The sequence below is a fragment of the Amycolatopsis sp. WAC 04169 genome, assembly GCF_003947535.1.
In the GTDB taxonomy this organism is placed as follows: Bacteria; Actinomycetota; Actinomycetes; order Mycobacteriales; family Pseudonocardiaceae; genus Amycolatopsis; species Amycolatopsis keratiniphila.
The window spans coordinates 232,463-258,337 of record NZ_QHJI01000012.1 but is presented as its reverse complement, the minus strand read 5'-3'; the positions used below and the strand labels follow the sequence as shown (position 1 = coordinate 258,337).

Sequence of the window (25,875 nt, the reverse complement as noted above, 5' to 3'; positions counted from 1 at the left end):
TCGTGGCCCCGCGTCGGCTTCGACGGCCGGTTTCGTCCTCCCGTGGGAGGACCCCGGGAGTACCCCAGGACGACGCGCTCTTGTGCCGGGCGGGGTTACGTTCGAACGGTGCAAAGGCTGCTCGACCGGCTCCGCGCCCGCCCGTGGATGACCGACCTTCCCCTGTACGCGTGGTTCGTCTTCCTCGCGCCGACCGGATCGTCGTCCGTCCCCAAGGCCGTCCTGCTGGTGCCGTACCTCTTCCTCCTCCCGCTGCTCTGGCGGCGGCGCCATCCCGAGATCGTGGCGGTGCTGATCGTCGCCGGGGTGACCGCGCAGTACGCCACGGAGCTCTGGGCCTACGACCGCGGCCGCGGCGAGCTGGCCATGGCCGTCGCGCTCTACACGCTGGTCCGCGCGGGAAACCGCCGGTTCGCCGCGCTGATCGCCGCCGCGATCGTCACCCTCGACGTCGCGTGGGGTCTCGCCTGGGGAGTCACCACCGAACAGGGCGCCTGGCTCGCCATCGGCGCGACGATCCCGTTGCACGTCGCGGCGTGGGCGCTCGGCGAGTTCTTCCGTGCGCGGCAACGGCTTTCGGCGGAGGAAGCGACGAAGGCGGAGCTGGCCGCGTCCGAACAGGAGGCCCGCGCCCGGGCCGCCGTCGCCGAGGAACGCACCCGCATCGCCCGCGAACTGCACGACGTCCTCGCACACAGCGTGAGCGTCATCGTGATCAACGCGGAGGGCGCGAAACTCATGCGCGACAAGGATCCCGAGGTCGTCGACCGGACACTCGACACGATCGGCAAGGCGGGCCGGGACGCGCTCGCCGAACTGCGCCGTCTGCTGGAAGTCCTCCATGCCGGCGAAGCCGCCCGAAGCCCGCAGCCGACCGTCGCGGAGCTTCGCGACCTGGTCGCGCAGGTCAGCGCGAGCGGACGGGACGTGGATCTCCAGGTCACCGGGGACGCCGAAGGGTTGCCGCCGAGCGCCGCGCTGCAGGCGTACCGCATCGTCCAGGAGTCGCTGACCAACATGATCAAACACGCGCCGGGGGATGCGAGCGGCCAGGTCGAGATCGATTTCGGGCACGGTGGGCACCGCCGGAACGTCCGGATCGAGGTGACGAACACGGGCGGGAGCGAACCCGTCGCGCCGCGGCTCCCGTCGTCCGGCCGGGGGATCGCCGGCATGACCCAGCGCGTCGAGATGTTCCACGGCACCCTCGACACCGGACCGACCCGCGACGGTGGCTACCGGGTCGCCGCGAAGCTGGTGGTGGAGGCGGGATGACGGCGGTGAAGGTGCTGATCTGCGACGACCAGGAGCTGGTCCGGGTCGGGATGGGGATGATCGTCACCAGCCAGGACGACCTGACCGTCGCGGGCGAAGCGACCAACGGCGCCGAAGCGGTCGAAGCCGCCGAGAAGCTGCGGCCGGATCTGGTCCTGATGGACGTCCGGATGCCCGTGCTCGACGGCGTCGCGGCGACCGAGCGGATCTGCCGGTCGCTTCCGGACACCCGGGTCCTGATGATCACCACGTTCGATCTCGACGAGTACGCGTATGCCGCGCTGCGTGCCGGTGCCAGCGGCTTCCTCGTCAAGGACGCGCCCGCCGACGAGATCCTCGTGGCGATCCGGGGCGTCCTCCGCGGCGATTCGATGGTCTCCCCTTCGGTGACGAAACGGCTGCTCGACCGCTATCTGGCCGACGACCGCGACTCCGGTGAGAGCGCGCGGCTCGAAACGCTGACCGAACGCGAGAAGGACGTCCTCTCGCTCATCGCCCGCGGCCTGACGAACTCCGAAATCGCCGCGAAGCTCTACATCGGGGAGACGACCGTGAAGACCCACGTCGGCCGGATCCTCTCGAAGCTCTCGCTGCGCGACCGTGTGCACGCGGTCGTGTTCGCCTACGAAAGCGGTTTGGTTCGCGCGGGCGGTTGAGCACGGTGGCATGCTGATGTCATGCGCACTTCCGCCGTCGTCGCGTTCGCTTCCCTGTCCTTGCTGGTCACGGCCTGTTCCGGGGCGTCGAGCGAGACGGTGCAGAGCGCACCTCCGGTCACCTCGAAGCCCGCGGTGTCGAAGCTGAAGGTCGAGCAGGTGACGGCCGGGCTCGAACACGGCTGGGACGTCGGTTTCCTGCCGGACGGGAAGATCCTCGTCACCCAGCGCCCCGGGAAGCTGGCCCTGATCGAGGGAGGCGCGAAGCGTGACGTCGCCGCGGACTTCTCCGACGTCCACGTCCGCGGCGAAGGCGGCCTTATGGGGATGGTGATCAGCAAGGACTTCGCGACGTCGCGCGAGTTCATCACCTGCCAGACCCACAAGGAGGGCGACAAGGCCGTCGACATCCGGCTGGTCACCTGGCGGCTTTCGGACGACGGCGCGAGCGCCACGAAGGTCAAGGATCTGCTGACCGGGCTGCCGGTGAACCCCAGCGGCAGGCATTCCGGCTGCCGCCCCGCGTTCGGCGCGGACGGCGCGCTGCTCGTCGGCACCGGGGACACCGCCCGCCCGCAGCACCCGCAGGACCGGACGAGCCTCGGCGGCAAGGTGCTGCGCATCGACGCGAAGACCGGGAACGCGTTGCCGGACAACCCGTTCGCGAAATCCGCGAACCCGAACGAACAGCGCGTGTTCACCTACGGGCACCGCAACGTCCAGGGCGTCACGGTCCGCCCGGGCACCGGGCAGGTGTTCACCGCGGAGCACGGGCCGACCATCGACGACGAGGTCAACCTGGAGACCGCGGGCGGGAACTACGGCTGGGACCCGTCCAAGGGCGGCACCGAGACCAGCTACGACGAAAGCGTCCCGATGACCGACAAGCAGCGCTTCCCGGACGCCGTCGGTCCTCTGTGGACAACCGGCGAAATCACCGAAGCGATCTGCGGCGCCGAGTTCCTCACCGGATCGCAGTGGGGAGCGCTCGAAGGTTCGCTCGCCGTGACCGCACTGAAGGGGCAGAAACTCCTGCTGTTCCGCCTCGACGACGCGGGCAAGGTCACCGAAGTGACGCTGCCGCCGGAGTTCGACGACAAGTTCGGCAGGCTGCGCGCCGTCCGCAGCGGCCCGGACGGCGCCCTCTACATCACCACTTCGGAAGGCCAGGACGACAAACTGCTGAAGGTCACGCCCGGCGCTTAGCGCCCGAGGTGCGCGCCGCCGTTGACGTGGATGATCTGCCCGGTGACGTGCCGCGCCTCCGGGCTCGCCAGGAAGGTGACCACTTCGGCGACGTCCGCGGGCTCGCCGGCGCGTTTGGTCAGCGTGTTGCCGATCAGCCACGCCCGGCGCTCGTCGGAGAGCTTGCCCTGGAAGAACTCGGTGTCGCCGACCAGCCCGGGCGCGACGATGTTCGCGGTGATCCCCCGCGGCCCGAATTCCCTTGCCACGTCGACGTTCCACGCCTCCAGCGCGGCCTTGGCGGCGCCGTAGGAACCCGCCCCGGTGCGCGCGGCGATCGAGCCGATGGTGACGATCCGCGCCCCGTCGGCGAGCCTTTCCCGCAAGGCACGGGTGACCAGCACGGCGGTGAACACGTTCGCGTCGAGATTGGCCTGCCAGTTCGCGGCGAACGACTTCAGGTCCTCGGCCCGCCCGTTGCGGAAGTCGGTGTTCCCGCCCGCGTTGTTGACCAGCACGTCGACGCGCTCCGGCAATTCGGCCAGCGCCCGTTCCACCGCCGCCGGATCGGCCGCGTCGAACGGGACCGGGTTCGCGCCGAGCAACGTGGCGGCCTCGGTGAGGACCTGTTCGCGACGCCCGGTGATCGTCACCCGGTCACCCCGCGCCGCGAACGCCGCCGCGACCGCGTAGCCGATTCCCGTTCCGCCGCCGGTGATCACTACTTCCCTGCTCTGCCCCATGTCCGCAGCATAGGGCCACTAGGCTTCCCCCATGACGAAGATCGACCCGGCGACGACGGCGCTCGTCCTGATCGACCTCCAGACCCGGATCGTCGCGCTGGAGACCGTCCCGATCGAAGGCACCGAAGTCGTATCGAACGCCGTCCTGCTGCGAGACGCCTTCAGCGCGGCCGGCTCGCCGATCGTCCATGTGCGGGCACATCGGCCGAACGTCGACGAGCAACCGCCCGGCAGCGAACTGGTCGCCGAACTGACGCCTCGCGACGGCGAGCACCTGATCACGAAGAACACGATCGGCGCGTTCTACCGCACCGGACTCGACGAACTCCTGCGCGGGCTCGGCGTGAAGACGCTGGTGCTCGCCGGGATCGCCACGGAATACGGCGTCGAGTCGACGCTGCGGGCCGCGATCGACCACGACTACGAGACCATCGCCGTTTCGGACGCGATGGCGGGCATCGCCGCGATCTCCCACGAATCCGCGATCACGAAGGTGTTCCCGCGGCTGGGCGAAGTGCTCACGACCGCCGAGACCGCCGCAGCACTGGGCTGAACCATGATCGACAAGATCGCCTGGCTGCACTTCCAGGACGGCCGTGTCCTCGGCGCCCGTTCGCGTGGCAAAACCGTGTTCTACCTGCCCGGCGGCAAGCGTGAACCCGGTGAATCCGACGCGGAGACACTGGTCCGCGAAGTCCGCGAAGAGTTGAACGTCGAGATCGATCCGGCGACCATAGAGCCCGCCGGATCGTTCGAGGCTCAAGCCGATGGCCACGCGTCAGGTCTCGTGGTCCGGGCGACCTGCTATTTCGCCGAATTCAGCGGAACACCGGCGCCCAGCAGCGAAATCGAGGAAATCGTGTGGCTGGGTTACGAGGACAGGGAGCGGGTCTCCGCGGTCGGAAAGATCATCTTCGACCATCTGCGGGAGACCGGCCTCCTGCGCTGACCGCTACTTCTTGAGGTCGTCCAGGCACAGCACCCGCGACTGCGGAAGCGTGCCGCCGGACCGCTGCCACTGGATCTTCTCGTCGGTCGACGGCACCTGGGTGCACACCGTGCTGCCGTCGATGAGGAAGGTCGCGCTCTTCTCGATGGCGAGGACCTTGTACCGCGCTGTCGCGCAGTCCGCCTTCGTGAGCTTCTTCGCGTCGACCACGCCATCCGGAAGACAGTCACCGACGACCGGCGCCCGCTCGCCCGGGTTCTTCAGGTCTTCCAGGCAGAGCAAGGTGCCGTCGGTGGCCCCGCGCTTTCCCTGGAAGAAGTACGCGTCGGTCGTCGGATAGTCGTCGCACTCGGATCCACCCGAGAGCCTGAGCCCGAGTTCCGACTTGTTCTCCTGCTTCCCGACGACCTTGAAATTCGCGTCCGGAGTTCCGCATTCGGACTTTTCGACGCTGTCGGCGTTGTTGACGTCGCCCTTGAGACAAGCGCCGACCTCGGTGCTCGACGCCGTGAACGGATTCGCGACGAAGAATACGATCAGGGCGATGACGCCGAAGATGCCCAAGCGGATGACGGGCTTCAGCCACGTTCTCTTCTTCTGCGGCACCATCTGTTCGACGGCGGGCGCGGGATAGTTCTCCACGGTGCTTCCCCCAGGTAGTTGATCTCTACGGGGGCTAGCGCTCGGCACCGGGGAAACGTTACTGCCGCGCGACGCAGCTCTCAGTACAGCCGCAGCTTAGGCTTGTGCTCCAAATTGGACAGACCGTTCCACGCCAGGTTGACCAGATGCGCGGCGACCTCGTCGCGCTTCGGCTTCCGGGCGTCGAGCCACCACTGCCCGGTGAGCGCCACCATCCCGACGAGCGCCTGCGCGTACAGCGCGGCCAGCTTCTCGTCGTAGCCCCGGGCGGCGAACTGCTGCGCGAGAATGTGCTCGACCTGGCTGGCGATGTCGTTCAGCACCGTCGAGAACGTGCCCGTCGAACTCGCGACCGGCGAATCCCGCACCAGGATGCGGAAGCCGTCGTGCGAGTCTTCGACGTAGGAGAGCAACGCGATCGCCGCCTGCTCCAGCATCACCCGCGGGTGTCCACCGTGGAGGGTGGAGACCATCCGGTCGAGCAGCAGCTGCGTCTCGCGGTCGACGACGACGGCGTAGATGCCTTCCTTGCCGCCGAAGTGCTCGTACACCACCGGTTTGGAGACGTTCGCGCGGTGCGCGATCTCCTCGATGGACGTTCCTTCGAAACCCTTCTCCGCGAAAAGGGCCCTGGCGACGTTGAGCAGCTGCTGTCTGCGCTCGGTCCCCGTCATCCGCACCCGGGCCACCGGGGCGACAGGACGCGCCCCGGTGACCGCTTCACGTTTGGTCCGCCTTCTCCCCGCCATCGCAGAAGACTAACGCGACCTCGCTATTTGCTTTCGGTCGCGATGCGCGCGAGACGCTGCGGGGTCGGCCAGCGCACGTCGTAGGCCCAGCCGAACTTCTCGAACATCCAGATGAGACGCGCGGAAATGTCGATCTGACCGCGCTGCACACCGTGCCGCGCCGAGGTCGGGTCGGCGTGGTGCAGGTTGTGCCACGACTCGCCGAAGGAGAAGATCGCCAGCGGCCAGAAGTTGGCCGACTTGTCGCGGGCCGCGAACGGGCGCTCGCCGATCATGTGGCAGACCGAGTTGACCGACCAGGTCACGTGGTGCAGCACGCAGACCCGCACCAGCCCGGCCCAGAAGAACGCGGTCACCGCGCCCCAGAACGACCAGGTGATCAGTCCACCGAGGATGGCGGGCAGCACCAGGGTGAGCAGGCTCCACAGCCAGAACAGGTCGTCGACCTTCTTGATGGCCGGATCCTTCACCAGGTCCGGCGCGAAGCGCTCCGCATTGGTCTGGTCGCGGTCGAACAGCCAGCCCATGTGCGCGTGCCAGAACCCCTTGGCGATGGCGACCGGCGAGGTGCCGAACAGCCACGGCGAATGCGGGTCGCCGTCGCGGTCGGAGAAGGCGTGGTGACGCCGGTGGTCGGCGACCCAGGTGATCACGGGGCCCTGGACGGCCATGCTGCCGGCGATCGCCATCGCGACGCGCAGCCACGGCTTGGCCTTGAACGAGCCGTGCGTGAAGTAGCGGTGGTACGAGACGGTGATGCCGAGTCCGCTGATCGCGTAGAAGACCACGAACAGGCCGACGTCGACCCAGGTCAGTCCCCAGCCCCAGGCGAACGGGACGGCCGCGAGCAACGCGGCGAGCGGGAAGATGACCCCGAGGTAGACCGAGAGCTGCACACCGCTCGATCGATGTCCTTCGATTACCGGCTTGGGGCCCTTCGCGGGCTTCTGGGAACGGTCCAGGGTAGCCGTCATGCAGTCACTTCTTTTCTATGCGCAACCCCCAGGGCTTCCCTAAGGGTGACCTTACCTACGATGCCGTAAGTTACGGTACAGGAGGTTTGGTCCCCTGTGGAGTGCCCGCGACGGTGACGCCACCCCCGGGCGCACGTGGACGTCCCCGACATGGCTATCCTGACCAGGATCGATCCGCCGTAGTGTAATCGGCAGCACTTCAGATTTTGGTTCTGACAGTTCAGGTTCGAATCCTGGCGGCGGAGCAGACGAACAGATGACCAGCGGCGTTTTCAACGGTGGGGGTGTGTGCGGCTGACCGAGGACGCGACGACCAGTGGCAGGCGGCCGGCGCTTGCGGAGATGTCCGACGCCTGGCTCTACGGTCGCGCGCGCGAACTCGGTGCGGCCATACAGCGCGTCTCCTTCGCCGAGCAGCTGGACATCATCACCAGCCTCGACGAACTCCTCGACGAGACGCAACGCCGCGGCGAACCCCTGCTGGTCGCCCAGCTGCTGCGGTACTCCGCGGCGGCCAGGCTGGTCACCCGCGGTCTCGCCGCCGAAGCCGAACCCAGGCTCGACGAGATGCTCGCGCACACCCGGCGGCACGGTCTCGCGCTGATGCGGGCCGACGCCCACGCCATGCGCGGCCGTCGGCTGGTGATCGCCAAGCAGGAGGACGCCGCCCTCACCGAGATCGCCAGGGCACTGGCCATCCTCGACGATTCCGCCGTCCCGGACCGTCAGATCGGCAGGCGCAACTGGGACCGCATGCTGTCCACGACCCTGGTCGACTGCTGGCTGGTGCTGAACCAGCTGGGCGTCTACGAGGCGGCCGAGGAGGCCATCGCCCGCGCCGCGCAGGCGATCCGCGACAGCGCGAGCCCGCACGAGATCGCGCTCCAGCTGATCAACCGGGTCAAGATGCTGCTGGGCTGGGGCCTGCGCCTCGAACGCATCGAGCGGTACGACGAGGGAGCGGACAAATTCCGCACCGCGGCGTCGATGGCCCAGGCCGCCGAGGGCCCGTTCACCGAGTCGCTGTTCCCGCGCAAGGCCGGGGTGCCCGCGATCGACCAGGTCGGCGTGCTCGCCGCCGCGGCCGCGCTGGCATCGCCCGATTCGTCGCATATCGAGCGGCTGACCTCGCTGCTGCATCCGGAACTGGTGTTCCCGCACGAACGCGAGATCATCGCCATCGCGCTGGCCCGCTGCCTGGACAACGACGGCCGCCGCGAAGACGCGCTTCAGGTGCTCAAAGAGGTCCGCGAGGACAACGAAGAGGGCTCGCTGCCGTCGATGCGGTTGAACCTCGCCCGCGAGCTGGCCAGGCTCGACACCACGCCGGACTACGCGTCCGGGGCGAGCCAGTCGCTGATCGACTACGCGACCATCCTGGAAACGGAGATGTGGTCGCTGCGGGAATCGCAGATCGCCACGCTCAACGCGCGCCGGGAGCACGAGCGGCTCTCCGCCGAGCACGGCGCCATCACCCAGCAGGCGTTGCAGGATCCGCTCACCGGCTTGCCGAACCGGCGCGCGCTCGACGAAAAGCTGCGTTCGCTGGCGTCGTCCGCCGACGCCCAGCCGCTCGCGGTCGCGCTGGTCGACCTCGACGGATTCAAGGACGTGAACGACAAGCAGTCGCACGCCGAAGGTGACAACGTGCTCCGTGTCATCGCGAGCACGCTGCGCGACGCCCTTCGCGGCGACGACGTCGTCGCCCGCTACGGCGGAGACGAGTTCATCGTGCTTCTACCTGGGGCTCCGGCGTCCGCGGCGAAGCAGGCGCTGGGTCGTTCTGTGAATGCCGTCGCATCTTTGCCGCACCATCTTTCGCACGGCGTCACCCTCTCCGTCGGCCTTGTCTCGCTCCGGCCGCAGGAGCGGGCCGAGCAAGTCCTCGCCCGCGCCGATGCGGCCATGTACCAGGCGAAACGCGGCGGCGGGAACCAGGTTTCGTCGGTGAACTCGATGGCCATCGATCCGGTGACCGGATGGCCCGGCGAGGATGCTCCGACCGACCCCGCGTGGGACGCCGAGCAGCCCACGTAGGATCAATGCCCGACAACCACCGTTGGTGAAATGTTGGGAGTGCTGTGACCGGCCCGCTGAGCACGTTGATCCTCGCCGCGGGTGAGGGCACCCGCATGCGCTCGTCCACCCCGAAGGTGCTGCACCCGATCGCCGGCCGCCCGTTGGTCGAGCACGCGGTGCGGGCCGCCGCGGGACTGAACCCGGAGCACCTGGTCGTGGTCATCGGCCACGGCCGCGACTCGGTCGGCGCCCGGCTGGCGAAGGTCGGCGAGGCGCTCGGCCGCGAGGTCGTCACGGCCGTCCAGGAGGAGCAGAAGGGCACCGGGCACGCCGTCTCGTGCGCGCTCTCGGCGCTGCCCGCCGGACTGACCGGCACCGTCGTCGTCAGCTACGGCGACGTCCCGCTGCTCGACACCGAAACGCTCGCTTCCCTGGTCGCCGAGCACACCTCCACCGGCAACGCGGTCACCGTGCTGACCGCGGTCGTCGAGAACCCGACCGGGTACGGCCGGATCATCCGCGACGAAAACGGCGTCGTCACCTCGATCGTCGAGCAGAAGGACGCCACCCCCGAACAGCACGAAATCGCCGAAATCAATTCCGGCGTCTACGCCTTCGACGCGTCGGTCCTGGTCGACGGGCTTTCGAAGCTTTCGACCGACAACGCGCAGGGCGAGCTCTACCTCACCGACGTCCTCGGCATCGCCCGCGGCGACGGCAAGGGCGTCGGCGCGCTGGTCATCGACGACCCGTGGGTGACCGAAGGCGTCAACGACCGCGTCCAGCTCTCCGTCCTCGGCGCCGAGCTGAACCGCCGGATCGTCCGCGGCTGGCAGCGGGCGGGCGTCACGGTCGTCGACCCGGCGAGCACCTGGATCGACGCGGGCGTGACCCTGTCGCGCGACGTCGTCATCGAACCCGGTGTCCAGCTGAAGGGCTCGACGTCGGTCGGCGAAGGCTCGCAGATCGGCCCGGACAGCACTCTGGAGAACGTCACCGTCGGCGCGGGCGCGTCGGTAGTGCGGACACACGGTTCCGATTCGGAATTGGGCGACGGCGTGAAGGTCGGCCCGTTCACCTACCTGCGTCCCGGCTCCAAACTGGGGACCAAGGGCAAACTCGGCGCTTTCGTCGAGACGAAGAACGCCGACATCGGCGCCGGGACGAAGGTTCCGCACCTGACCTACGTCGGCGACGCGACCATCGGCGAGAACAGCAACATCGGGTGTTCCAGCGTCTTCGTGAACTACGACGGCGTGAACAAGCACCACACCACGATCGGCTCCCATGTGCGGCTCGGCGCGGACAACACGTTCGTCGCCCCGGTGACCATCGGCGATGGCGCCTACAGTGGGGCAGGCACCGTGATCAGGCAAGACGTGCCCCCGGGCGCGCTCGCCGTCTCCACCGGGCCGCAGCGCAACATCGAAGACTGGGTGTCCCGGCGCAGGCCGGGCACACCCGCGGCGGAAGCAGCTTCCGCCGCGAAGCAGGACACCACCGCCGTGTCCGATTCAAATAAGGGAAACGACGGGGAGTCGCCAGCATGAGCTCGAAGTCCGGAACACCGAAGAAGAACCTGATGCTGTTCTCCGGGCGCGCGCACCCGGAACTCGCCGAAGAGGTGGCCAGGCACCTCAACATCGCGATCGTTCCGCAGACCGCGCACAACTTCGCCAACGGAGAGATCTTCGTCCGGTTCAACGAGTCGGTGCGCGGGGCCGACGCGTTCGTGATCCAGAGCCACCCGGCGCCCATCAACGAGTGGGTGATGGAGCAGCTGATCATGGTGGACGCCCTCAAGCGCGCGAGCGCCAAGCGGATCACCGTGATCATGCCGTTCTACCCGTACGCGCGGCAGGACAAGAAGCACAAGGGCCGCGAGCCGATCTCCGCGCGCCTGATCGCGGACCTGTTCAAGACCGCCGGCGCCGACCGGATCATGACGGTCGACCTGCACACCGCGCAGATCCAGGGCTTCTTCGACGGTCCCGTCGACCACCTGCTCGCGCAGAACGTGCTGGCTGCGCACATCAACAAGACCTACCAGGACGAGAACATCACCGTCGTCTCGCCGGACTCGGGCCGCGTGCGGCTCGCCGAGAAGTGGGCGGCGCAGCTGGGTGACCGGCCGATCGCCTTCATCCACAAGACCCGCGACCCGGACAAGCCGAACCAGGCCGTCGCCAACCGCGTCGTCGGCAAGGTCCGCGGTCAGCTGTGCGTGCTGATCGACGACATGATCGACACCGGTGGCACGATCGTGAAGGCCACCGAGGCCCTGCTCGACGAAGGCGCGGCCGACGTCGTCATCGCCTCGACGCACGGCATCCTGTCCGACCCCGCCACCGAGCGGCTGTCGAACTGCAAGGCGCGCGAGGTGATCGTCACCAACACGCTGCCGATCCCGGAGGAGAAGCGGTTCCCCGGGCTGACCGTGCTGTCCATCGCGCCGCTGCTGGCGCAGGCGATCCAGCAGGTCTTCGAGGACGGGTCGGTCACGTCCCTCTTCGACGGCAACGCCTGATCCACGAGGAAGCAAGGGACCTTTGCTATCGCTCTCCGAGAGAGTGGTAGCAAAGGTCCCTTGCTTCGTTTTCGGCTCGTCGCGAAACGACGCGCGCCCGGCCTCCCCACCTGGCTAGGTTTCCGACATGGGGAAATTCAAGTTCGGCGTGAACCTGTGGGGCGCCGAGAACCGCGAAAACTGGGTCGCGAAATGCCGCCGCGTCGAGGTCCTCGGATACGACGTCATCTCCGTGCCGGATCATCTCGGCTCAGGACGGAACTCGCCTTTCCCGGCGCTGACCATGGCCGCCGCGGTGACCCAACGGCCCCGCGTCGGCACTCTCGTCTCCAACGTGCCCTTCTACAACTTCGCGCTCTTCGCGCGCGACGTCGTCACGACGGTGAAGATGACCGGCGATCGGCTGGACCTCGGTCTCGGCTCCGGTCACATGAAATCGGAATTCGACGATGCCGGCCTGCCCTGGACCCCGGCCAAGGAACGTATCGAGTACCTCGCCAAGAGCCTTGATTACCTGCGCGAACACTTCGCCGCCGAAGGGATCACGCCCCCGCCGCTGCTCCTCGCGGGCAACAGCGACGGCGTGCTCTCCCTCGCCGCCCGCGAAGCCGACATCGCCGGCTTCGCGGGCCTTCGTCAAGCACCGGGAAAGCCGCCGGGAACCTTCCGGCTCGACGACGCCGAACGCATGGACGAGCGCGTCGCCTTCTTCCGCTCACACGCGAACGACCGGGATCCCGAACTGAACATGCTCGTCCAGCGGGTCGTGGTCACGGACGACCGGCGCGCGGCCGCGGAGTCCTGGCGTGAAGAAGTCAAAGACCAGGACGGCCTCGACGTCGACACCCTGCTCGAAACGCCCCAATTGCTGTTCGGGACCACCGGCGAGATGGTCCGGCAGCTCCAGGAGCGTCGCGAACGATACGGCTTCTCCTACATCACGGTGTTCGAGCCGATGCTGGAAACGTTCGCGCCGGTCGTGAAGGAACTGTCCGGTCAGTAAGCGACGCAGAAACGCTGACGGCGGCGCTCCGGCTTGTCGATCTCGTCGACGAACGCGATCGCGTAGTCGGCGCCGCTGATCTTCGATCCACCGTTTTCGTCGGTCAGGAGCACGTCTCCGCCGAGCCGGAACTCGCCGGTCCGCTCGCCCTCGGCCCACGCGCCGAACTCGGCGGCCGGGCTGAGGTAGAACCAGTCGACGTCCTCGGGAAGCTTCCGGAACGCCTCCAGCACCTCGGCGTGCGCACCCGCCTCGCCCTTGTACTCGTCCGGGAACTCGGGGGTGTCGATCAGACGCGGCCCGCCCTCGGCCACGTTCAGGCTGCCGGCCCCGCCGACGACCCCGATCCGCGCGCCGTTGTCCTTCGCGACCTGGGCGATCGAGGGCACCGCTTCGAGCAGACCGCTCTGCCCGTGAACCGCGATGACCAGGACATCCGCGCCCTTGGCGACGTCGGCCAGGAAGGCCTCGTCGTAGAGCGAGCCCGCCCTGGTGCCCTCGCCTTCCGCGTTCCTCGACACCGCCAGCACCTCGTGACCGCGGCCGCGCGCCTCTGCGGCGATCTTTCCGCCCGCGTACCCGGTTCCACCGAACACAACCAACTTCGCCATCGCGTTTCTCCCTTTTCATCGGCGACCACGCCGATGCTAAGAACGCAAGATCGGCTACTTCAACGTATGCAACGCACCCCGAGGTGAGTGTGCAGGTCAGCCACCCAGCGCGGCGAACTCGGACTTGAGCTTCTCGCGGACGGCGTTGACGTCGACCGGCGCCCGAACCTCGCCGCGCGCCGACGGCTTCGCCTGCACCTGGTAACTGGCGTTCCGATTCGGCAGCTTGAACTTGACCTCGCAGGTCATGCTCGTCGTGGCTCCGGGTGCCGCGTCGGCGGCCGCCGTGCAGCTCTGTGCGCCGAGGGATTGCGCGGTGAAATCGACGGTCAGCGTCAGATGCACGGGCGTCCCGCTCACGCCGCCGATGACGGTGTTGGCGACGTCGATGGTCGCCCGGCAGGTTCCGACGAAGTCCGTGCAGTCCAGCTTGTCGTTGACGACGCTGACACTCACCTGGGTGAGCGCGTCGAACGGCTGCCCGATTCCCCCGATCGCGCCGTCCAGATCGGTCTGGAGCTTCTTGAGCGCGTCCCCGGCGAGCGGTTCGACCCGCATCTCGGCACCGAGCGTCTTACCGCCCGCCGCGGCGACGAGGGAAGGCGCGAAACTGACGATGCGGTGCGGCGCCGCGGTGGTCACACGCAGTGCGCCGAGCCCACTGCCGATGTCGTAGACCTCGGTCCCGTCCGGCAACTTCGACCGGACAGGGTCGGTCAGCGGGTCCATCGCGGACACCGCGGTCCTCAGTGTCGACGCGGCCTTGCGCGGGCTGAGCACCTCGACGGCGTTCACCGGCAGGTCCGAGCCGTCGGTACGGACCCAGTTGGTGCCGTATTGGTCGCTGTTGCCGAGGCCGTGCGCCTTCCAATACTCCGGCGTCGCCGAGAGGTACAGCTGTTTGTCCGCGGCCACGACCTGGATGGCTTGGCCGTCGACCGGCAACGCGCCGTGCGCGCTGCCGTTGCGGGTGATCCGGAACTGCAATTCGGCGGGTTTGCCGGCAGCGTCCTTGATCGTCGACTTGTATACAACGGCCGGAGCCTGCTCAAGCGCCTTCAGGGCACTTTCGACAGCGCCGCGCTGCTCGGCACGCCGGTCCACCCGCTGCTGCTCGGCGGGCGAGATCCCCGCGGCCCCGTCGATCGCGACGTCGCAACCGGCCACGAGGCAGCACAACGCGGCGATCGCGCCGATCCTCGACCGTCGTGCCGCCATTCCGCCCCCTTGTCTCGAGTGCGAGGAGATCACACCCTAGAAAAGGGGTCGCGCACCACCGCATCCGCGGGTTCCCGAAGCAGCTGTCACCGACTTGTCATCTGAACGAGCCACCCGGCGGGACCCCGGCACGACCGCTTGGTCTACACTTTCCCGGTCTCGGCGAGGCGGGTTCCGTGAGCACCTGGTGCCCGACGTGATCGACGCGGCGGCTTGAGTGGCCACACGCGGTCGAGCACGCCTGTGGAATTCGCCGCCGAACACCCGAACCGCCCGAACCATCCCCACCTCAGCATGCTTTCGCTGAACATGTTGGTGAATTGAAGGAGTGCTACACCGTGTCCGAGGTAAGCCTGTCCGTCGAGCCCCGCACCGAATTCGGCAAGGGTGCCGCGCGTCGCACGCGTCGTGCCGGCAAGATCCCCGCGGTGCTGTACGGGCACGGCTCGGACCCGCGCCACTACGCCCTGCCCGCCCTCGAGTTCGCCCGCGTCGTGCGTGAGAACGGCAGCAACGCCGTCATCACCCTCGAGCTCGAAGGCAAGAGCGAGCTGGCGCTGACGAAGACCATCGTCGTCCACCCGCTGAAGAACTACATCGAGCACGTCGACCTGCTGGTCGTCCGCCGCGGCGAGAAGGTCACCGTCGACGTCCCGGTCGTCGTCACCGGCACCGCGGGCCCGGGCACCCTGGTCACCACCGACCTCGACACCCTTCAGGTCGAGGTCGAGGCGCTGCACATCCCCGAGCAGGTCGAGGTCTCGGTCGAGGGCGTCGAAGCCGGCACCCAGATCCTCGCCTCGCAGGTCACCCTGCCGCAGGGCGCCACCCTGGTCACCGACGCCGAGGCGCTGGTCGTCGCCGTGAACGAGGCGCCGTCCGAGTCCGCCCTCGAGGGCGAAGAGGCCGAGGCTGCGGAGACCCCCGCCGAGGACGCCGAATAAAGTCACCGATGTGACCGAAGCAGTACTTCCCGGGGCCGGCGAGCAGATCCTGCTCGCCGGCCTCGGCAATCCCGGCCCCCAATACGCGGGCAACAGGCACAACGTCGGCTTCATGGTGCTCGACGAACTGGCCGGCCGCGTCGGCGGCAAGTTCAAAGCCCACAAGAGCGGCGCTGAAGTCCTCGAAGGCAGGCTGGCAGGCCAGCGGGTGGTGCTGGTCAAACCGCGTTCGTACATGAACCTCTCGGGCGGCCCGGTGGTCGGCGCGGCCAGGTTCTACAAGATCCCCCCGGCGGGTGTCGTGGTCGTCCACGACGAGCTGGACGTCGACTTCGGCGCGCTCAAGATGAAGCTGGGTGGTGGCGACAACGGCCACAACGGTCTCCGCTCGATCACCAAGTCCCTGGGCACGAAGGACTACTACCGTGTTCGTTTCGGCGTCGGCAGGCCTCCAGGGCGCCAGGATCCGGCTGATTTCGTGCTGAAAGACTTCTCTACGGTCGAACGCAAAGAGCTCGCTTTCGAGATCGATCGTTGCGCCGACGCTGTTGAAGCGCTCATCAGCACCGGTCTCGCGGCGGCCCAGAACACCTTCCACGCTGGGTGAATCCGCTCACATGGCGGTGCGTTACGCCTCGTCACTCGAAGGCGTTTCACCACGCCCCTGATCGAGTCGTGGAATAGCGCGAACTCTTCCGGGGAACTCTCAAACCCGTTAGGACGGAATGCGGAGATCGCATTCCCCACCGAAACCGGAGAGAGTTTCATGTCGTTTACGGCCGAAGACATCACCGGCGCCACTTTTCCGAACGCCCCGATCGGGCGGCGCGGATACGCCAAACACGAGGTCGACGCGTTCCTGGAACGGATCGCCGACACGCTCTCGGACCGGGACGACCTGACGGCCGCCGAGGTCCATCACGTCATGTTCTCGCGTCCGTTGATCGGGAAGCGCGGCTACGACGAACGCGAAGTCGACGATTTCCTCGACAAGGTCGAGGGTCAGCTCGCCCACCGGACCGGACAGCACGCGCTCCGCCTGCCCGGCGCCCGTGAAGAGGACGAGGCCACCGCCGAACGCGCCGTTCCGGACCGCGGTCCTGTCGAGTCCCTGCGGGAGCGCTAGTGCCCGTCACCGCGTTCGAGGCCAGAACCCGGCAATTCGACAGGGCGCCGATCGGCGCCCGTGGTTACCACGAACCCGCTGTCGACGCCTTCCTCGAACGGGTCGCGGCGACTCTCGACGGCGACGACGATCTGACGGTTTCGGACGTCCACAACGTGGCGTTCGCCAAAGCACCGCTTTCGAAACGAGGCTACGACCCGGCAGCCGTCGACGCGTTCTTGCGCGACGTCGAGGGAACGCTGGCCGGGATGTCCCAGTCCTCCGGCTACTACATAGCGCCTGCCCTGGAACACACCCATAACCGCAAGCCACTCTGGCGACGCCGCTGACCAACGGGAGGTGCCGCGGAAGGGCCGGGCCGCGAGTCTCGCGGCCCGGCCCTTTCGTATCAGCTGGTCGCCGCGTTCTTGGCGATCTTGTCCGCGAACTGGACGGCGGTCGCGGCCCGCTTCACCTTGCCCGAGGGCGTCTTCGGCAGGCTCCCCGCAGGGAGCACCACAACGGCGAAGGGCCGCATGTCGACGGCGCCGCGCACCTTGGCCGCAACCTCCTTCGCCAGGGCCTTCTCCGTCTCCGGGTCCCCGGCGAGTTTCGATTCGACGACGACGGCGAACCGTTCCCGTCGGCTGCCGGCGTCGAGCCGCACGGCCACGGCGTTCCCGGCCCGCACCCCTTCGACCGAAGTCGCCGCCCGTTCGATGTCGGTCGGGTACAGGTTCCGGCCGCCCATGATGATGACGTCCTTGCGACGGCCGCAGATCACGATCATGCCGTCGACCAGGTAACCGAGGTCGCCGGTGAGCAGCCAGCCGTCCTCGTCCTGTGTCGCGAGCGGACCTTCCATGGTCAGGTACCCCGGCGTCACGGCCTCGCCGCGCAGGCGGATCTCCCCGACCTCGCGCTCCCCGAGCACAGTTCCCTTGTCGTCGACGATCTCGGCTTCCAGCCCGTCGAGAGGCGGCCCGAGCACCGCGAAGGACCGGACCTGGTCGGTCCCGCGGCGCGGGTCGCCCTCGGGGACCGGCACCGCCCGGTTGTCCGTCTCGAGCGCGTCGGCCTCGACGACGTCCAGCGTCAAACCGGTGAACAACGGCGCGAACGAAACCGCGAGAGTCGCCTCCGCCATGCCGTACGCCGGGAAGACGCATTCGGCGGGCATCTTGAACCGTGCCCCGGCATCGACGAACGTCTGCACGGCCGTTTCATCGATCGGCTCGGCGCCGTTCAACGCGATCCGAAGCTTCGAGAGGTCGTACGCGTTGTCGTCCTCGACACGGGCCATCCGCTTGCCCACGATCGCGTACGCGAAGTTCGGCGCGGCCGTGGTCGTGCCGTTGTACTTGCTGATCAGCTGCGGCCAGATCAACGGCCCCGACAGGAACTCGAGCGGCGTGATCTTGACGAGTTCGACGCCGAACGTCATCGGGACCGTCAGGAAGCCGACCATCCCCATGTCGTGGAAGGTGGGCAGCCACGAGACCATCACGTCGACGTCGAAGTCGAACTCGGCCCGATCGACCATCGCCTTGACGTTCGAATACAGGTTCCCGTAGGTGATCTGAACGGCCTTCGGGTCGGCCGTCGACCCACTGGTCAGCTGCAGGAGCGCCGTGTCCGACTCGGCCGTCGGCACGGGCTCCGCCAGCGGCTCCGCCTCGAGCAGTTCGGTGATGACCTGGAAGGCGATGCCATGCTCGGTGAGGACCGGCGCCAGCTGGTCGAACGGCTCGCCGAGCAGAACCAGGCCGGAACCGATCATCCGCAGCACGCGAACGGTGTCCTCGGCCCATTCCGCGAGGTCGGTGCGCTGCGTCGGCTGGTGCAGCATCGTCACGCTGCCGCCGGCGAGCCAAACCGCCTGAACCGTCGGCGCGATCAGTGACGGCGCCGCCGCCAGGACCGCGACCGCTTTGCCGGGCTCCAGCCCGGCCGCCACCAGACCCCCGGCGACCCGCTTGGCCTGCTCGTGGATCTCGGCCCAGGTCCGCCGAATCGGCTCCTTGGGCTCCCCGGTGACCATTCCCCGCTGCTGACCTCGCCCCGCCGCGGTGGCGACGAGCGTGTCCACGAACCGACTCATGCGCGTCACACTACTGTCCTCGCTGGAAGACCCGCGCGCCGTCGAGCGAACTCATTCGATCGCTTCGGAGGTCTCGAGCCACTGGGCTTCGACCTCCTCTTTCTCCGTTTCGACGGCCTTCAATTCGGTGTTCAGCTCGATGAGCTTCGTCGGATCGGTCGCCGCGGCCAACAGCGCCGCATGGAGTTTCTCCTCCTTCGTGTGCAGCTGATCGAGCTTGCGTTCCAGACGGGACAGCTCCTTTTGCGCGGCACGCTGCTCCGCGGCGCTCTTCTTGGGCGCGGAGACCTGCGCGTTGCCTGCCTTCCGGTCACTGCCGGCCTTTTCGAGGCTCTTCGCGCGCCGGTCCAGGTACTCCTCGATCCCGCCCGGCAAGTGGGTCACCTGCCCGTCGCCGAACAAGGCCACGATCGTGTCGCAGACGCGTTCCACCAGGTACCGGTCGTGCGAGACGACGACAAGGCTGCCCGGCCAGGAATCCAGCAGGTCTTCGAGCTGCTGCAAGGTGTCGATGTCGAGATCGTTCGTCGGTTCGTCGAGCAACAGCACGTTGGGCTCGGCCATCAGAAGCCGGCACAGCTGCAGGCGGCGCCGTTCACCACCGGAAAGGTCTTCGACCGGTGTCCACTGCCTCGCCGCGGGGAACCCCAGCTTTTCGGCGAGCTGCGAAGCGGTGAGCTCCTGCTTTCCGAACACGACCCGGCCGGACACCTCTTCGATCGCCTGCAGCACGCGCAGATCGCCCGGCAGGTCGTCGAGTTCCTGCCGCAAGTGCGCGAGGCTGACCGTCTTGCCCTGGATGCGCCGGCCCGTCTCGGGCTCCTTGTCGCCACCGAGCAGCTTGAGGAGCGTCGTTTTGCCCGACCCGTTGACGCCGACCAGACCGACCCGGTCGCCGGGCCCGATCCGCCAGGTGACGTGATCGAGCAGGGTGCGGTCGCCGACGGTCAACGTGGCGTCCTCGATCTCCAGCACGGTCTTCCCCAGCCGCCGGCGCGCGAACGCCTGCAGCTCGACCGAATCACGCGGCTCCGGCACGTCGGAGATCAGCGCCTCCGCCGCCTCGACCCGGTAGCGCGGCTTCGAGGTCCTGGCCTGCGGGCCCCGACGCAGCCACGCGAGCTCTTTACGCGCCAGGTTCTGCCGCTTTTCCTCGGCCGTCGCCGCCAGCCTCGCCCGTTCCGCTCGCGCGAAGATCCAGTCCGCGTACCCGCCTTCGTACTGCTCGACGCGACCGTTGGTGACCTCCCAGGTCAGGCTCGCGACCGTGTCGAGGAACCACCGGTCGTGCGTGACGACCACGACCGCGATCTTGCGGTTCAGCAGGTGATCCGCGAGCCAGCGCACGCCTTCGACATCCAGGTGGTTGGTCGGCTCGTCGAGGACGACGAGGTCCAGTTCACCGGTCAGAGCGGCGGCCAGCGCCACCCGGCGGCGTTCGCCACCGGACAGGTTCGCCGTTTCCTTCTCGAGGCCGAGAGCGGTGATCCCGAGACCGTCCATAATGGACCGGACTCGTGCGTCAGCGGCCCACTCGTGCTCGGCGCCGTAGCGCTCCAGCACGACATCTCCGACGGTGCTGCCGGCGGGGAGCTCGGTCCGCTGGGTGACGACGGCCATCCGCAGGCCACGGACCTGACTGACCCGTCCCGTATCCGGCTCGCTGATTCCCGCGAGAACCTCCAGCAGCGTCGTCTTCCCACCCCCGTTGAGACCGACGACACCGATACGCTGCCCCTCCGCCACACCGAGCGAAACACCGTCGAGCAGCGGGCGCACCCCGAAGGACTTGCTCACCGACTCCAGGTTGACCAAGTTGGCCATGCCTCAGCCGATCCTTTCCGAAAAGCTTGCACCACAACGAATTAGTCGGTGTCCTTTTCGGACACCCTCACGCGTGCACCCGCGGCGGTGACGGCCGCGGCGCGTCGTCGCCGCCGACCAGCCGGGCTCCGGGCACCGGCCCGTGTGCGACGCGCACCGTGCGGCAGACACCCGCACCGGACAGCTCCGCGGCGACCTCGACGGCCGACTGGGCATCCGCGCACAGAAAGGCACATGTCGGCCCGGATCCGGAGACGGTGCCGGCGAGCGCGCCCGCGTTCACCCCGGCCCGCAAGGTGCGGCGCAGCCCCGGCCGCAACGAGACGGCGGCCGCCTGCAGGTCGTTGCCGAGAAGCAGCGCCAGTTGCCGCGGGTCACCGGAGGCCAACGCCTCGACCACCGGAGTGTGCGAACCGATCCGCGGCGGGCTGCCCTCTTCACGCAGCTTGTCCAGCTCGCCGAACACCCTCGGAGTCGAAAGACCACGCTGGTCGAAGGCCAGGACCCAATGGAAGGTGTGCCGCGACAGGACCGGCACCAGTTGCTCACCTCGGCCGGTGCCCAACGCTGTCCCGCCGTAGAGAGCGAACGGGACATCGCTGCCGAGCTTCGCGGCGATACCCGCCAGTTCGTCCCGGGAGATGTCGAGCTTCCAGAGCGACGCGAGTCCCACCAGGGTCGCGGCCGCGTCGGCGCTGCCCCCGGCCATCCCGCCCGCTACCGGAATGCCTTTGCGCAGCACCACCCTGACCTTGGACTCGCCGTCCGCCTTGCCGACGTGGGCCGCCAGCGCCTGAGCGGCCTTCCAAGCGAGATTGTTCGCCCCCGTCGGTACGGAGCCTTCGCCTTCGCCGTAGACCTCGACGCCGGGGTCCTCGGTGACCGCTACGGTCACCTCGTCGGTCAAGGAAAGCGCCTGGAACACGGTCACCAGCTCGTGGTAGCCGTCCGGGCGTACGTCACCGACCGACAGGTGCAGGTTGACCTTGGCGGGAACCCTGACGGTCACTGGGGGCGGTACGACGGCGAGCACCCGTCAAGCCTACGTGGCCGCTCCGCTTGCGCTGTCACCAGGAGAAAAGAGAACAGGACGAGTCGGACACACGAACGGGCCGCCCCGGACGGTTTTCGTCCTGAGCGGCCCGTTCGCGGAGGAATCAGGCAGCGACACCCTGCGGTCCGCGGACCGGGTGGGTCACGTGGCCGCCACGTTCGGCGATCCAGGCGAGCGCGGCGTCCGCGCGTTCACCGCGCACACCGAGACGGAACCGGCCCACCGGCGTGTCGCCGATCCGGGTCAGGCCGCCGCCGATCGTGGCGAGTTCGACGTCGAAGCGACCGGCGGCCTCCGGGAGCAGCGCGCCGACCGAGGCGAAGCCGACGAGCACGACATCCACCGCGCGGTCGTACTTCGAGGCCTGCGCCCGCCCGGTCTCGATCGCGGGAAGCAGCGCCTGCGCGGTCCGGCTGTTCGGGTCGGAGACCAGGTCGAGCACGGTTCCACGCTCGACGATCGCCCCGGCCTCCAGAACCGCGACGTCGTCGCAGACACGGCGCACGACGCCGGCGTCGGGCGTGGTGAGCAGCACGGTGACTCCGAGCTCGGCACGCGCTCGGTCGAGCACGGTCAGAACCGCACCGGACTCTTCGGACTGCACACCCGCGGTCGGGTCGTCGGCCAAGAGCACGGACGGCCCGGCGGCCAGCGCCTTGGCGATGGCCACCCGGCGCAGCTGCCCTTCGGACAGTTCGCCCGGCCGCTGCCCCGCCCGCGGGGTGAGGCCGACCAGGTCCAGCAGATTGCCGACCCGGTTGCGACGCTGCGGCCCGTCGAGACCGAGCTGTTCGAGCGGCGAAGCGATGTTGCCGGCGATGGTGCGCTCGGCAAGCAATTCCGGTTTGGTGCTCACGACGCCGACCTGCCGCCGGATCTCCCGCAGACGGCGTCCGTCGAGGGTCCCGGTGTTGAGCCCGTCGAGGCGGACGACGCCGCGGTCGGGACGCTCCTGAAGACCGATGCAACGAGCGAGGGTCGACTTGCCGGAACCGGCCGGGCCGACGACTCCGAACAGCGAGCCCGCTTGGATGTCCACGCTCACATCGCGCAGCGCGACGACGGGATTTCCGTTGAGGGGAAAGGATTTGGACAGGTTTTCGACAGTGATCACGAGAGGCTCCATGCGAATGGGGCGCTGCATCTTTCGAGCGCGCCGACCGTCACCGAGTGACCGTCCGGGAACGGACGGGTTTCAGAGGTAAAGGCGAAAAGGACTCAGGCAGTAACGGTGGAGCGTCGACACGCACTTACCGTGCGGCGACCTTCATCGACGACACGTCGCCTGGTCAGCAGGAGCGGGTGGGTGACCCTGTTCATTAGGCACAGCCTCCATCGGTCCTGGCTGTAGCACCTGCCCTGTGGAGGGTGGTTGCTGCGACTTCGGCGAGCCAGGTCTCTCAGTCGCTCGGGATGGCCCACTGAGTAAAACCGATCCCACTGGATGAAAGCAAGCGCGTAGGCGCAGATCACACGTCTGGTCGCGTCCATTATACAGGATCGGGTGTCCATATAATGGAACTGAAGTAGGCGCCTCCGACTTGCGTCAGGCGCGCTACCTGCTAAGACGATGCCGGCTTACACGGATCGAGAAGAAGACTTACGCACTCGTGCTGACCTGGCCCGGCGGACGTCCGCGCGGCGCCGGTCACACCTCGGGCAGTTGGTCAGCCGACAGCCGCGGCGATCCGCGCGAACTGGTGAACATCCAGCTGCTCACCGCGCGTCTTGGGATCGATACCCGCCTTCTCGAGCAGTTCCCCCGCGCGTTCGGCGGAACCGGCCCATGACGCCAACGCGGCACGCAGAGTCTTCCGTCGCTGGGAGAAGGCGGCGTCGACCACCGCGAACAACTTCTCCCGTTCCACGGACGACACCGCGTCGCCCCGCTCGAAAGCGACAAGAGCGGAGTCCACGTTCGGAACAGGCCAGAACACCGCTCGAGGCACGGCGGCGACCTTGCGCGCCTTTCCGTACCAGGCGAGTTTGACGCTCGGCACGCCGTAAGTCCGGCTCCCGGGGCCGGCCGCCATCCGGTCCGCGACCTCGATCTGGACCATCACGAGGCCACTGGTCAGCGACGGCAGCTCGGCAAGGAGGTGAAGCACGACCGGAACCGCGACGTTGTACGGCAGATTCGCCACGAGCGCCGTCGGACGCGCGGGCAGGTCGTCCGCTGTGATCCGCAGCGCGTCCGCGCCGACGACCGTCAGCCGTTCGGCCCCGCCCCGTTCGGCCGCGGTGTTCGGCAAGCGCCCCGCCAGCACGGGATCGATTTCGACCGCGACGACCTCGGCGCCGGTCGCGAGCAGGCCGAGGGTCAACGAGCCGAGGCCCGGCCCGACCTCCAGCACGACGTCGCCTTCGCCGACCCCCGAAAGGTCGACGATACGTCGCACCGTGTTGGGATCGTGCACGAAGTTCTGGCCGAGCTTCTTGGTCGGACGTACGTCCAGCTCGGCCGCCAGCGCCCTGATCTCCGCAGGACCGAGCAGTTCAATCACCCGACGATCGTAACCAGCCCCGGTAGGCCACGATTGGCCGGTGGACGACGTCGTACTCGAAGGCGAGAAGGTTCGACTGCGCGACTGGAGGCCGAGTGACCTCCGACCGCTGCGCGGCTTACTCGATCCCGCGCGGCCTTGGCACGAGACGAACGGGCCGTACTTCGGCGCTCCGACCGCGGCGGCCGCCGACTCGACGGCACGCGAACTCACCACTGCAAAGGCCGAGCCATCCGATCCCCGCACCAGCCTCGCCGTATGCGACCTGAGGGACGACCGGTTGATCGGCAGGGTCAGCTGGTATTGGGAAAGCAGGCAGACCGACTGGCGACGGATGGGACTGGTGATCTACGACGAGCAGTACTGGGGCGGTGGCTACGGCACTGAGGCCTTGCGCTTGTGGACGACCTACCTGTTCGCCCGCACCGACACCCTTCGCCTGGACTTCGCCACGTTCTCGGGGAACCCAGGGATGATCGCCGTCGGCAGGCGGCTGGGATTCGTCGAAGAAGGCCGGTTCCGACGCGCTCGCCGCTGGTCCGGGGGCGTGCACGACTCCGTCGTCTACGGGGTGCTCCGCGAGGAGTGGGACCGGATGATCCACTCGAGCACGGAGCCGTGATCCCGCCCCCACCATCCGTATGGCTTTTCCGAACCGGCACGTATCCCACTCCCGTGTGATCGGCGCAGGTCAGCGCAGCCGGAGCGTAGTGATCATCCACCCGATCGATACCGTGCATTCGTTCGAATCTGCCTCGACAATCGAGGGATGACCAGCACAAACATTCCCAAGGCCTTCCCGCTCAACCTGCCGGAAGGTGACGCCGAGCTGCTCCTCGATGAGTTGCAGACACGGCTACGCGAAGGGCGACGTCTGTTCGCCGAGGTCGGCCAGATCCTGGCCGAGATCGAGTCACGTGGGGTCCGAGACCTCTACGGATACAACTCGATCGCCGTCTTCTACGAGCATGTGGCTCGTGTGCCTCGCGCCGAGGCCAACAAAGTTGCCGATAGAGCGCTCGCGCTCAATTCGAGACGGGCGCGCGACGGCACGTCGATCGACCCCGTCGCACCCTTGACCGGCATCTCGGCCGGCACCGGCGCGTTGGCCGAGGCCGGCATCGACCGAATCGTCACTGTCATGAAGAGGCTGCCCGACCACGTCGACGCGGACGAACGGCACGAGGCCGAGAAGGGCCTTGTCGACCTCGCAGGCGTCGCGAGACCACGCGACGTCACGATGGCGGGCACCGACCTGCTCGCACGACACGACCCGGATGGAAAGCCCAAAGATGAGCCCGGACCGAAACGTCAGCGAAGCGAATTCTGGTTACGCCAAAAGCGGACCGGTCGCTGGGACATGCGCGGCGATCTCGATCCCGAGACAGGCGCCCGCCTGAACGCGCTCCTGGTGCCGCGGGCGTATCCGGCTCCCGGCGAAGAAGCCGACGACCGTGCGCCGGCGGAGAGACGCGGCGACGCGTTCGCGGAGATCGTCGATCTCGCGGAGGCCGGCCCTGACATCCCCCTGCCCCGGCAGACCTCGGAACGGGTCGCTGAGGAGCCTCGGCCCGCACAGCCCGACAACGGGCCTACAACCCACCCAAAGCCCACCCAGGCGCCGCCACAGGGCCACCACAGCCCTCACCGCGGCGAGGAAGACGTTCGAGAGGGCACCGCAGCTGGACGAACCCGGAATGTCGCCCACATGCGTCCCCCTCGTTGGTGGGCACGGCTGTCGAGACCGAGACCGGGGAACGCGACACAGCCTCAGAGGCCTCTAACGGCCTGA

26 protein-coding genes, 1 tRNA gene and 1 riboswitch are annotated in these 25,875 nt (G+C 68.1%); of the genes, 16 read left to right on the top strand and 11 right to left on the bottom strand.

Features of this window, described 5'->3' with window-relative positions; translation table 11 throughout:
* Positions 1-108: 108 nt before the first annotated feature.
* Genes DMC61_RS32740 through DMC61_RS32730 form a run of 3 tightly spaced genes read left to right on the top strand, consistent with a single transcriptional unit; the run spans position 109 to position 3,137 of the window.
* Positions 109-1,275, top strand: a complete 1,167-nt coding sequence (locus tag DMC61_RS32740) for a sensor histidine kinase (protein WP_125694108.1) — start codon at positions 109-111, stop codon at positions 1,273-1,275.
* Positions 1,272-1,931, top strand: a complete 660-nt coding sequence (locus DMC61_RS32735; protein WP_016337295.1) for a response regulator transcription factor — start codon at positions 1,272-1,274, stop codon at positions 1,929-1,931. Before DMC61_RS32740 ends, DMC61_RS32735 begins: the two co-directional genes overlap by 4 nt.
* Positions 1,932-1,952: 21 nt before the next feature.
* Positions 1,953-3,137 carry a sorbosone dehydrogenase family protein gene (locus DMC61_RS32730; RefSeq protein ID WP_125694106.1) on the top strand — a complete coding sequence of 395 codons (1,185 nt, stop codon included), beginning with the start codon at positions 1,953-1,955 and terminating at the stop codon, positions 3,135-3,137.
* On the opposite strand, the gene DMC61_RS32725 is transcribed toward DMC61_RS32730, so the two are convergent.
* Positions 3,134-3,859: an SDR family NAD(P)-dependent oxidoreductase gene (locus DMC61_RS32725; protein WP_125694104.1), complete on the bottom strand. Its 726-nt coding sequence runs from the start codon at positions 3,857-3,859 to the stop codon at positions 3,134-3,136. The genes DMC61_RS32730 and DMC61_RS32725 overlap by 4 nt on opposite strands.
* A gap of 31 nt (positions 3,860-3,890) precedes the next feature.
* Between DMC61_RS32725 and DMC61_RS32720 the strand changes: the two genes are divergently transcribed.
* Positions 3,891-4,412 carry an isochorismatase family protein gene (locus DMC61_RS32720; RefSeq protein ID WP_125694102.1) on the top strand — a complete coding sequence of 174 codons (522 nt, stop codon included), beginning with the start codon at positions 3,891-3,893 and terminating at the stop codon, positions 4,410-4,412.
* A 3-nt stretch (positions 4,413-4,415) separates the two neighbouring features.
* Complete coding sequence (locus tag DMC61_RS32715; RefSeq protein WP_125694100.1) at positions 4,416-4,808, top strand: NUDIX domain-containing protein; 393 nt, start codon at positions 4,416-4,418, stop codon at positions 4,806-4,808.
* A 3-nt stretch (positions 4,809-4,811) separates the two neighbouring features.
* Here DMC61_RS32715 and DMC61_RS32710 read toward each other — a convergent pair whose 3' ends face one another.
* From DMC61_RS32710 to DMC61_RS32700, 3 genes are all read right to left on the bottom strand, one after another.
* Positions 4,812-5,450: a hypothetical protein gene (locus DMC61_RS32710; RefSeq protein ID WP_125694098.1), complete on the bottom strand. Its 639-nt coding sequence runs from the start codon at positions 5,448-5,450 to the stop codon at positions 4,812-4,814.
* Between the two features lie 80 nt (positions 5,451-5,530).
* The gene (locus DMC61_RS32705; protein WP_037318732.1) at positions 5,531-6,124 is read right to left on the bottom strand and encodes a TetR/AcrR family transcriptional regulator; all 594 of its coding nucleotides are present in this window, start codon (positions 6,122-6,124) and stop codon (positions 5,531-5,533) included.
* Positions 6,125-6,222: 98 nt separating this feature from the next.
* Entirely contained in the window at positions 6,223-7,173 is a 951-nt protein-coding gene (locus DMC61_RS32700) for an acyl-CoA desaturase (RefSeq protein ID WP_125694096.1), read from the bottom strand.
* A 173-nt stretch (positions 7,174-7,346) separates the two neighbouring features.
* Between DMC61_RS32700 and DMC61_RS32695 the strand changes: the two genes are divergently transcribed.
* From DMC61_RS32695 to DMC61_RS32675, 5 genes are all read left to right on the top strand, one after another.
* Positions 7,347-7,418 (top strand) — tRNA-Gln (locus tag DMC61_RS32695).
* A 43-nt stretch (positions 7,419-7,461) separates the two neighbouring features.
* Positions 7,462-9,210: a diguanylate cyclase gene (locus DMC61_RS32690; RefSeq protein ID WP_016337303.1), complete on the top strand. Its 1,749-nt coding sequence runs from the start codon at positions 7,462-7,464 to the stop codon at positions 9,208-9,210.
* 44 nt (positions 9,211-9,254) lie between these two features.
* A complete protein-coding gene (glmU, locus tag DMC61_RS32685; protein ID WP_125694094.1) occupies positions 9,255-10,742 on the top strand; it encodes a bifunctional UDP-N-acetylglucosamine diphosphorylase/glucosamine-1-phosphate N-acetyltransferase GlmU in 1,488 nt (495 codons plus the stop codon).
* Positions 10,739-11,719, top strand: coding sequence for a ribose-phosphate diphosphokinase (locus tag DMC61_RS32680; protein ID WP_016337305.1), 981 nt, complete (start codon positions 10,739-10,741; stop codon positions 11,717-11,719). The genes glmU and DMC61_RS32680 overlap by 4 nt, the downstream gene beginning before the upstream one ends.
* Before the next feature lie 127 nt (positions 11,720-11,846).
* Positions 11,847-12,722 (top strand): TIGR03621 family F420-dependent LLM class oxidoreductase, encoded by an 876-nt coding sequence (locus DMC61_RS32675; protein ID WP_125694092.1) that lies wholly within the window; start codon positions 11,847-11,849, stop codon positions 12,720-12,722.
* On the opposite strand, the gene DMC61_RS32670 is transcribed toward DMC61_RS32675, so the two are convergent.
* Both DMC61_RS32670 and DMC61_RS32665 read right to left on the bottom strand, forming a co-directional pair.
* Positions 12,716-13,333: an NAD(P)-dependent oxidoreductase gene (locus DMC61_RS32670; protein WP_016337307.1), complete on the bottom strand. Its 618-nt coding sequence runs from the start codon at positions 13,331-13,333 to the stop codon at positions 12,716-12,718. The genes DMC61_RS32675 and DMC61_RS32670 overlap by 7 nt on opposite strands.
* Positions 13,334-13,429: 96 nt before the next feature.
* Positions 13,430-14,551 (bottom strand): hypothetical protein, encoded by a 1,122-nt coding sequence (locus DMC61_RS32665; protein WP_125694090.1) that lies wholly within the window; start codon positions 14,549-14,551, stop codon positions 13,430-13,432.
* A gap of 338 nt (positions 14,552-14,889) precedes the next feature.
* Here DMC61_RS32665 and DMC61_RS32660 point away from each other — a divergent pair, with 338 nt between their 5' ends.
* The 4 genes from DMC61_RS32660 (at position 14,890) to DMC61_RS32645 (ending at position 16,950) form a co-directional block, all read left to right on the top strand.
* Positions 14,890-15,495, top strand: coding sequence for a 50S ribosomal protein L25/general stress protein Ctc (locus DMC61_RS32660; protein ID WP_016337309.1), 606 nt, complete (start codon positions 14,890-14,892; stop codon positions 15,493-15,495).
* 10 nt (positions 15,496-15,505) lie between these two features.
* Entirely contained in the window at positions 15,506-16,102 is a 597-nt protein-coding gene (pth, locus tag DMC61_RS32655) for an aminoacyl-tRNA hydrolase (protein WP_016337310.1), read from the top strand.
* Positions 16,103-16,261: 159 nt separating this feature from the next.
* On the top strand, positions 16,262-16,621 hold the full coding sequence (locus tag DMC61_RS32650; protein WP_016337311.1) for a DivIVA domain-containing protein: 360 nt from the start codon (positions 16,262-16,264) through the stop codon (positions 16,619-16,621).
* The gene (locus DMC61_RS32645) at positions 16,621-16,950 is read left to right on the top strand and encodes a DivIVA domain-containing protein (RefSeq protein WP_016337312.1); all 330 of its coding nucleotides are present in this window, start codon (positions 16,621-16,623) and stop codon (positions 16,948-16,950) included. The genes DMC61_RS32650 and DMC61_RS32645 overlap by 1 nt, the downstream gene beginning before the upstream one ends.
* A 59-nt stretch (positions 16,951-17,009) precedes the next feature.
* Here the strand turns inward: DMC61_RS32645 and DMC61_RS32640 are convergent, their stop codons facing one another.
* The 5 genes from DMC61_RS32640 to rsmA all read right to left on the bottom strand — a co-directional run bounded on the left by DMC61_RS32640 (position 17,010) and on the right by rsmA (position 24,083).
* A complete protein-coding gene (locus DMC61_RS32640) occupies positions 17,010-18,701 on the bottom strand; it encodes a fatty acyl-AMP ligase (RefSeq protein WP_125694088.1) in 1,692 nt (563 codons plus the stop codon).
* 51 nt (positions 18,702-18,752) lie between these two features.
* Complete coding sequence (locus DMC61_RS32635) at positions 18,753-20,525, bottom strand: ABC-F family ATP-binding cassette domain-containing protein (protein WP_125694086.1); 1,773 nt, start codon at positions 20,523-20,525, stop codon at positions 18,753-18,755.
* A gap of 67 nt (positions 20,526-20,592) precedes the next feature.
* Positions 20,593-21,558 carry a 4-(cytidine 5'-diphospho)-2-C-methyl-D-erythritol kinase gene (locus DMC61_RS32630; protein WP_007028772.1) on the bottom strand — a complete coding sequence of 322 codons (966 nt, stop codon included), beginning with the start codon at positions 21,556-21,558 and terminating at the stop codon, positions 20,593-20,595.
* Between the two features lie 124 nt (positions 21,559-21,682).
* On the bottom strand, positions 21,683-22,693 hold the full coding sequence (locus DMC61_RS32625) for a methionine ABC transporter ATP-binding protein (RefSeq protein WP_043849178.1): 1,011 nt from the start codon (positions 22,691-22,693) through the stop codon (positions 21,683-21,685).
* Positions 22,694-22,908: 215 nt separating this feature from the next.
* Positions 22,909-22,999: riboswitch (SAM riboswitch) on the bottom strand.
* Between the two features lie 247 nt (positions 23,000-23,246).
* Positions 23,247-24,083 (bottom strand): 16S rRNA (adenine(1518)-N(6)/adenine(1519)-N(6))-dimethyltransferase RsmA, encoded by an 837-nt coding sequence (rsmA, locus tag DMC61_RS32620; protein WP_125694084.1) that lies wholly within the window; start codon positions 24,081-24,083, stop codon positions 23,247-23,249.
* 40 nt (positions 24,084-24,123) lie between these two features.
* On the opposite strand from rsmA, the gene DMC61_RS32615 reads away from it, so the two are divergent.
* Positions 24,124-24,705: a GNAT family N-acetyltransferase gene (locus DMC61_RS32615; protein ID WP_125694082.1), complete on the top strand. Its 582-nt coding sequence runs from the start codon at positions 24,124-24,126 to the stop codon at positions 24,703-24,705.
* Between the two features lie 147 nt (positions 24,706-24,852).
* Positions 24,853-25,875 (top strand): DUF222 domain-containing protein, encoded by a 1,023-nt coding sequence (locus DMC61_RS32610; RefSeq protein ID WP_125694080.1) that lies wholly within the window; start codon positions 24,853-24,855, stop codon positions 25,873-25,875.

Bases quoted from the DNA above. Each gene is read 5' to 3' on its own strand.
- DMC61_RS32735 (WP_016337295.1), top strand. From the start codon at position 1,272: ATGACGGCGGTGAAGGTGCTGATCTGCGACGACCAGGAGCTGGTCCGG.
- DMC61_RS32730 (WP_125694106.1), top strand. From the start codon at position 1,953: ATGCGCACTTCCGCCGTCGTCGCGTTCGCTTCCCTGTCCTTGCTGGTC.
- DMC61_RS32725 (WP_125694104.1), bottom strand. From the start codon at position 3,859: ATGGGGCAGAGCAGGGAAGTAGTGATCACCGGCGGCGGAACGGGAATC.
- DMC61_RS32720 (WP_125694102.1), top strand. From the start codon at position 3,891: ATGACGAAGATCGACCCGGCGACGACGGCGCTCGTCCTGATCGACCTC.
- DMC61_RS32715 (WP_125694100.1), top strand. From the start codon at position 4,416: ATGATCGACAAGATCGCCTGGCTGCACTTCCAGGACGGCCGTGTCCTC.
- DMC61_RS32705 (WP_037318732.1), bottom strand. From the start codon at position 6,124: ATGACGGGGACCGAGCGCAGACAGCAGCTGCTCAACGTCGCCAGGGCC.
- DMC61_RS32700 (WP_125694096.1), bottom strand. From the start codon at position 7,173: ATGACGGCTACCCTGGACCGTTCCCAGAAGCCCGCGAAGGGCCCCAAG.
- DMC61_RS32680 (WP_016337305.1), top strand. From the start codon at position 10,739: ATGAGCTCGAAGTCCGGAACACCGAAGAAGAACCTGATGCTGTTCTCC.
- DMC61_RS32675 (WP_125694092.1), top strand. From the start codon at position 11,847: ATGGGGAAATTCAAGTTCGGCGTGAACCTGTGGGGCGCCGAGAACCGC.
- DMC61_RS32670 (WP_016337307.1), bottom strand. From the start codon at position 13,333: ATGGCGAAGTTGGTTGTGTTCGGTGGAACCGGGTACGCGGGCGGAAAG.
- DMC61_RS32665 (WP_125694090.1), bottom strand. From the start codon at position 14,551: ATGGCGGCACGACGGTCGAGGATCGGCGCGATCGCCGCGTTGTGCTGC.
- DMC61_RS32650 (WP_016337311.1), top strand. From the start codon at position 16,262: ATGTCGTTTACGGCCGAAGACATCACCGGCGCCACTTTTCCGAACGCC.
- DMC61_RS32640 (WP_125694088.1), bottom strand. From the start codon at position 18,701: ATGAGTCGGTTCGTGGACACGCTCGTCGCCACCGCGGCGGGGCGAGGT.
- DMC61_RS32635 (WP_125694086.1), bottom strand. From the start codon at position 20,525: ATGGCCAACTTGGTCAACCTGGAGTCGGTGAGCAAGTCCTTCGGGGTG.
- DMC61_RS32610 (WP_125694080.1), top strand. From the start codon at position 24,853: ATGACCAGCACAAACATTCCCAAGGCCTTCCCGCTCAACCTGCCGGAA.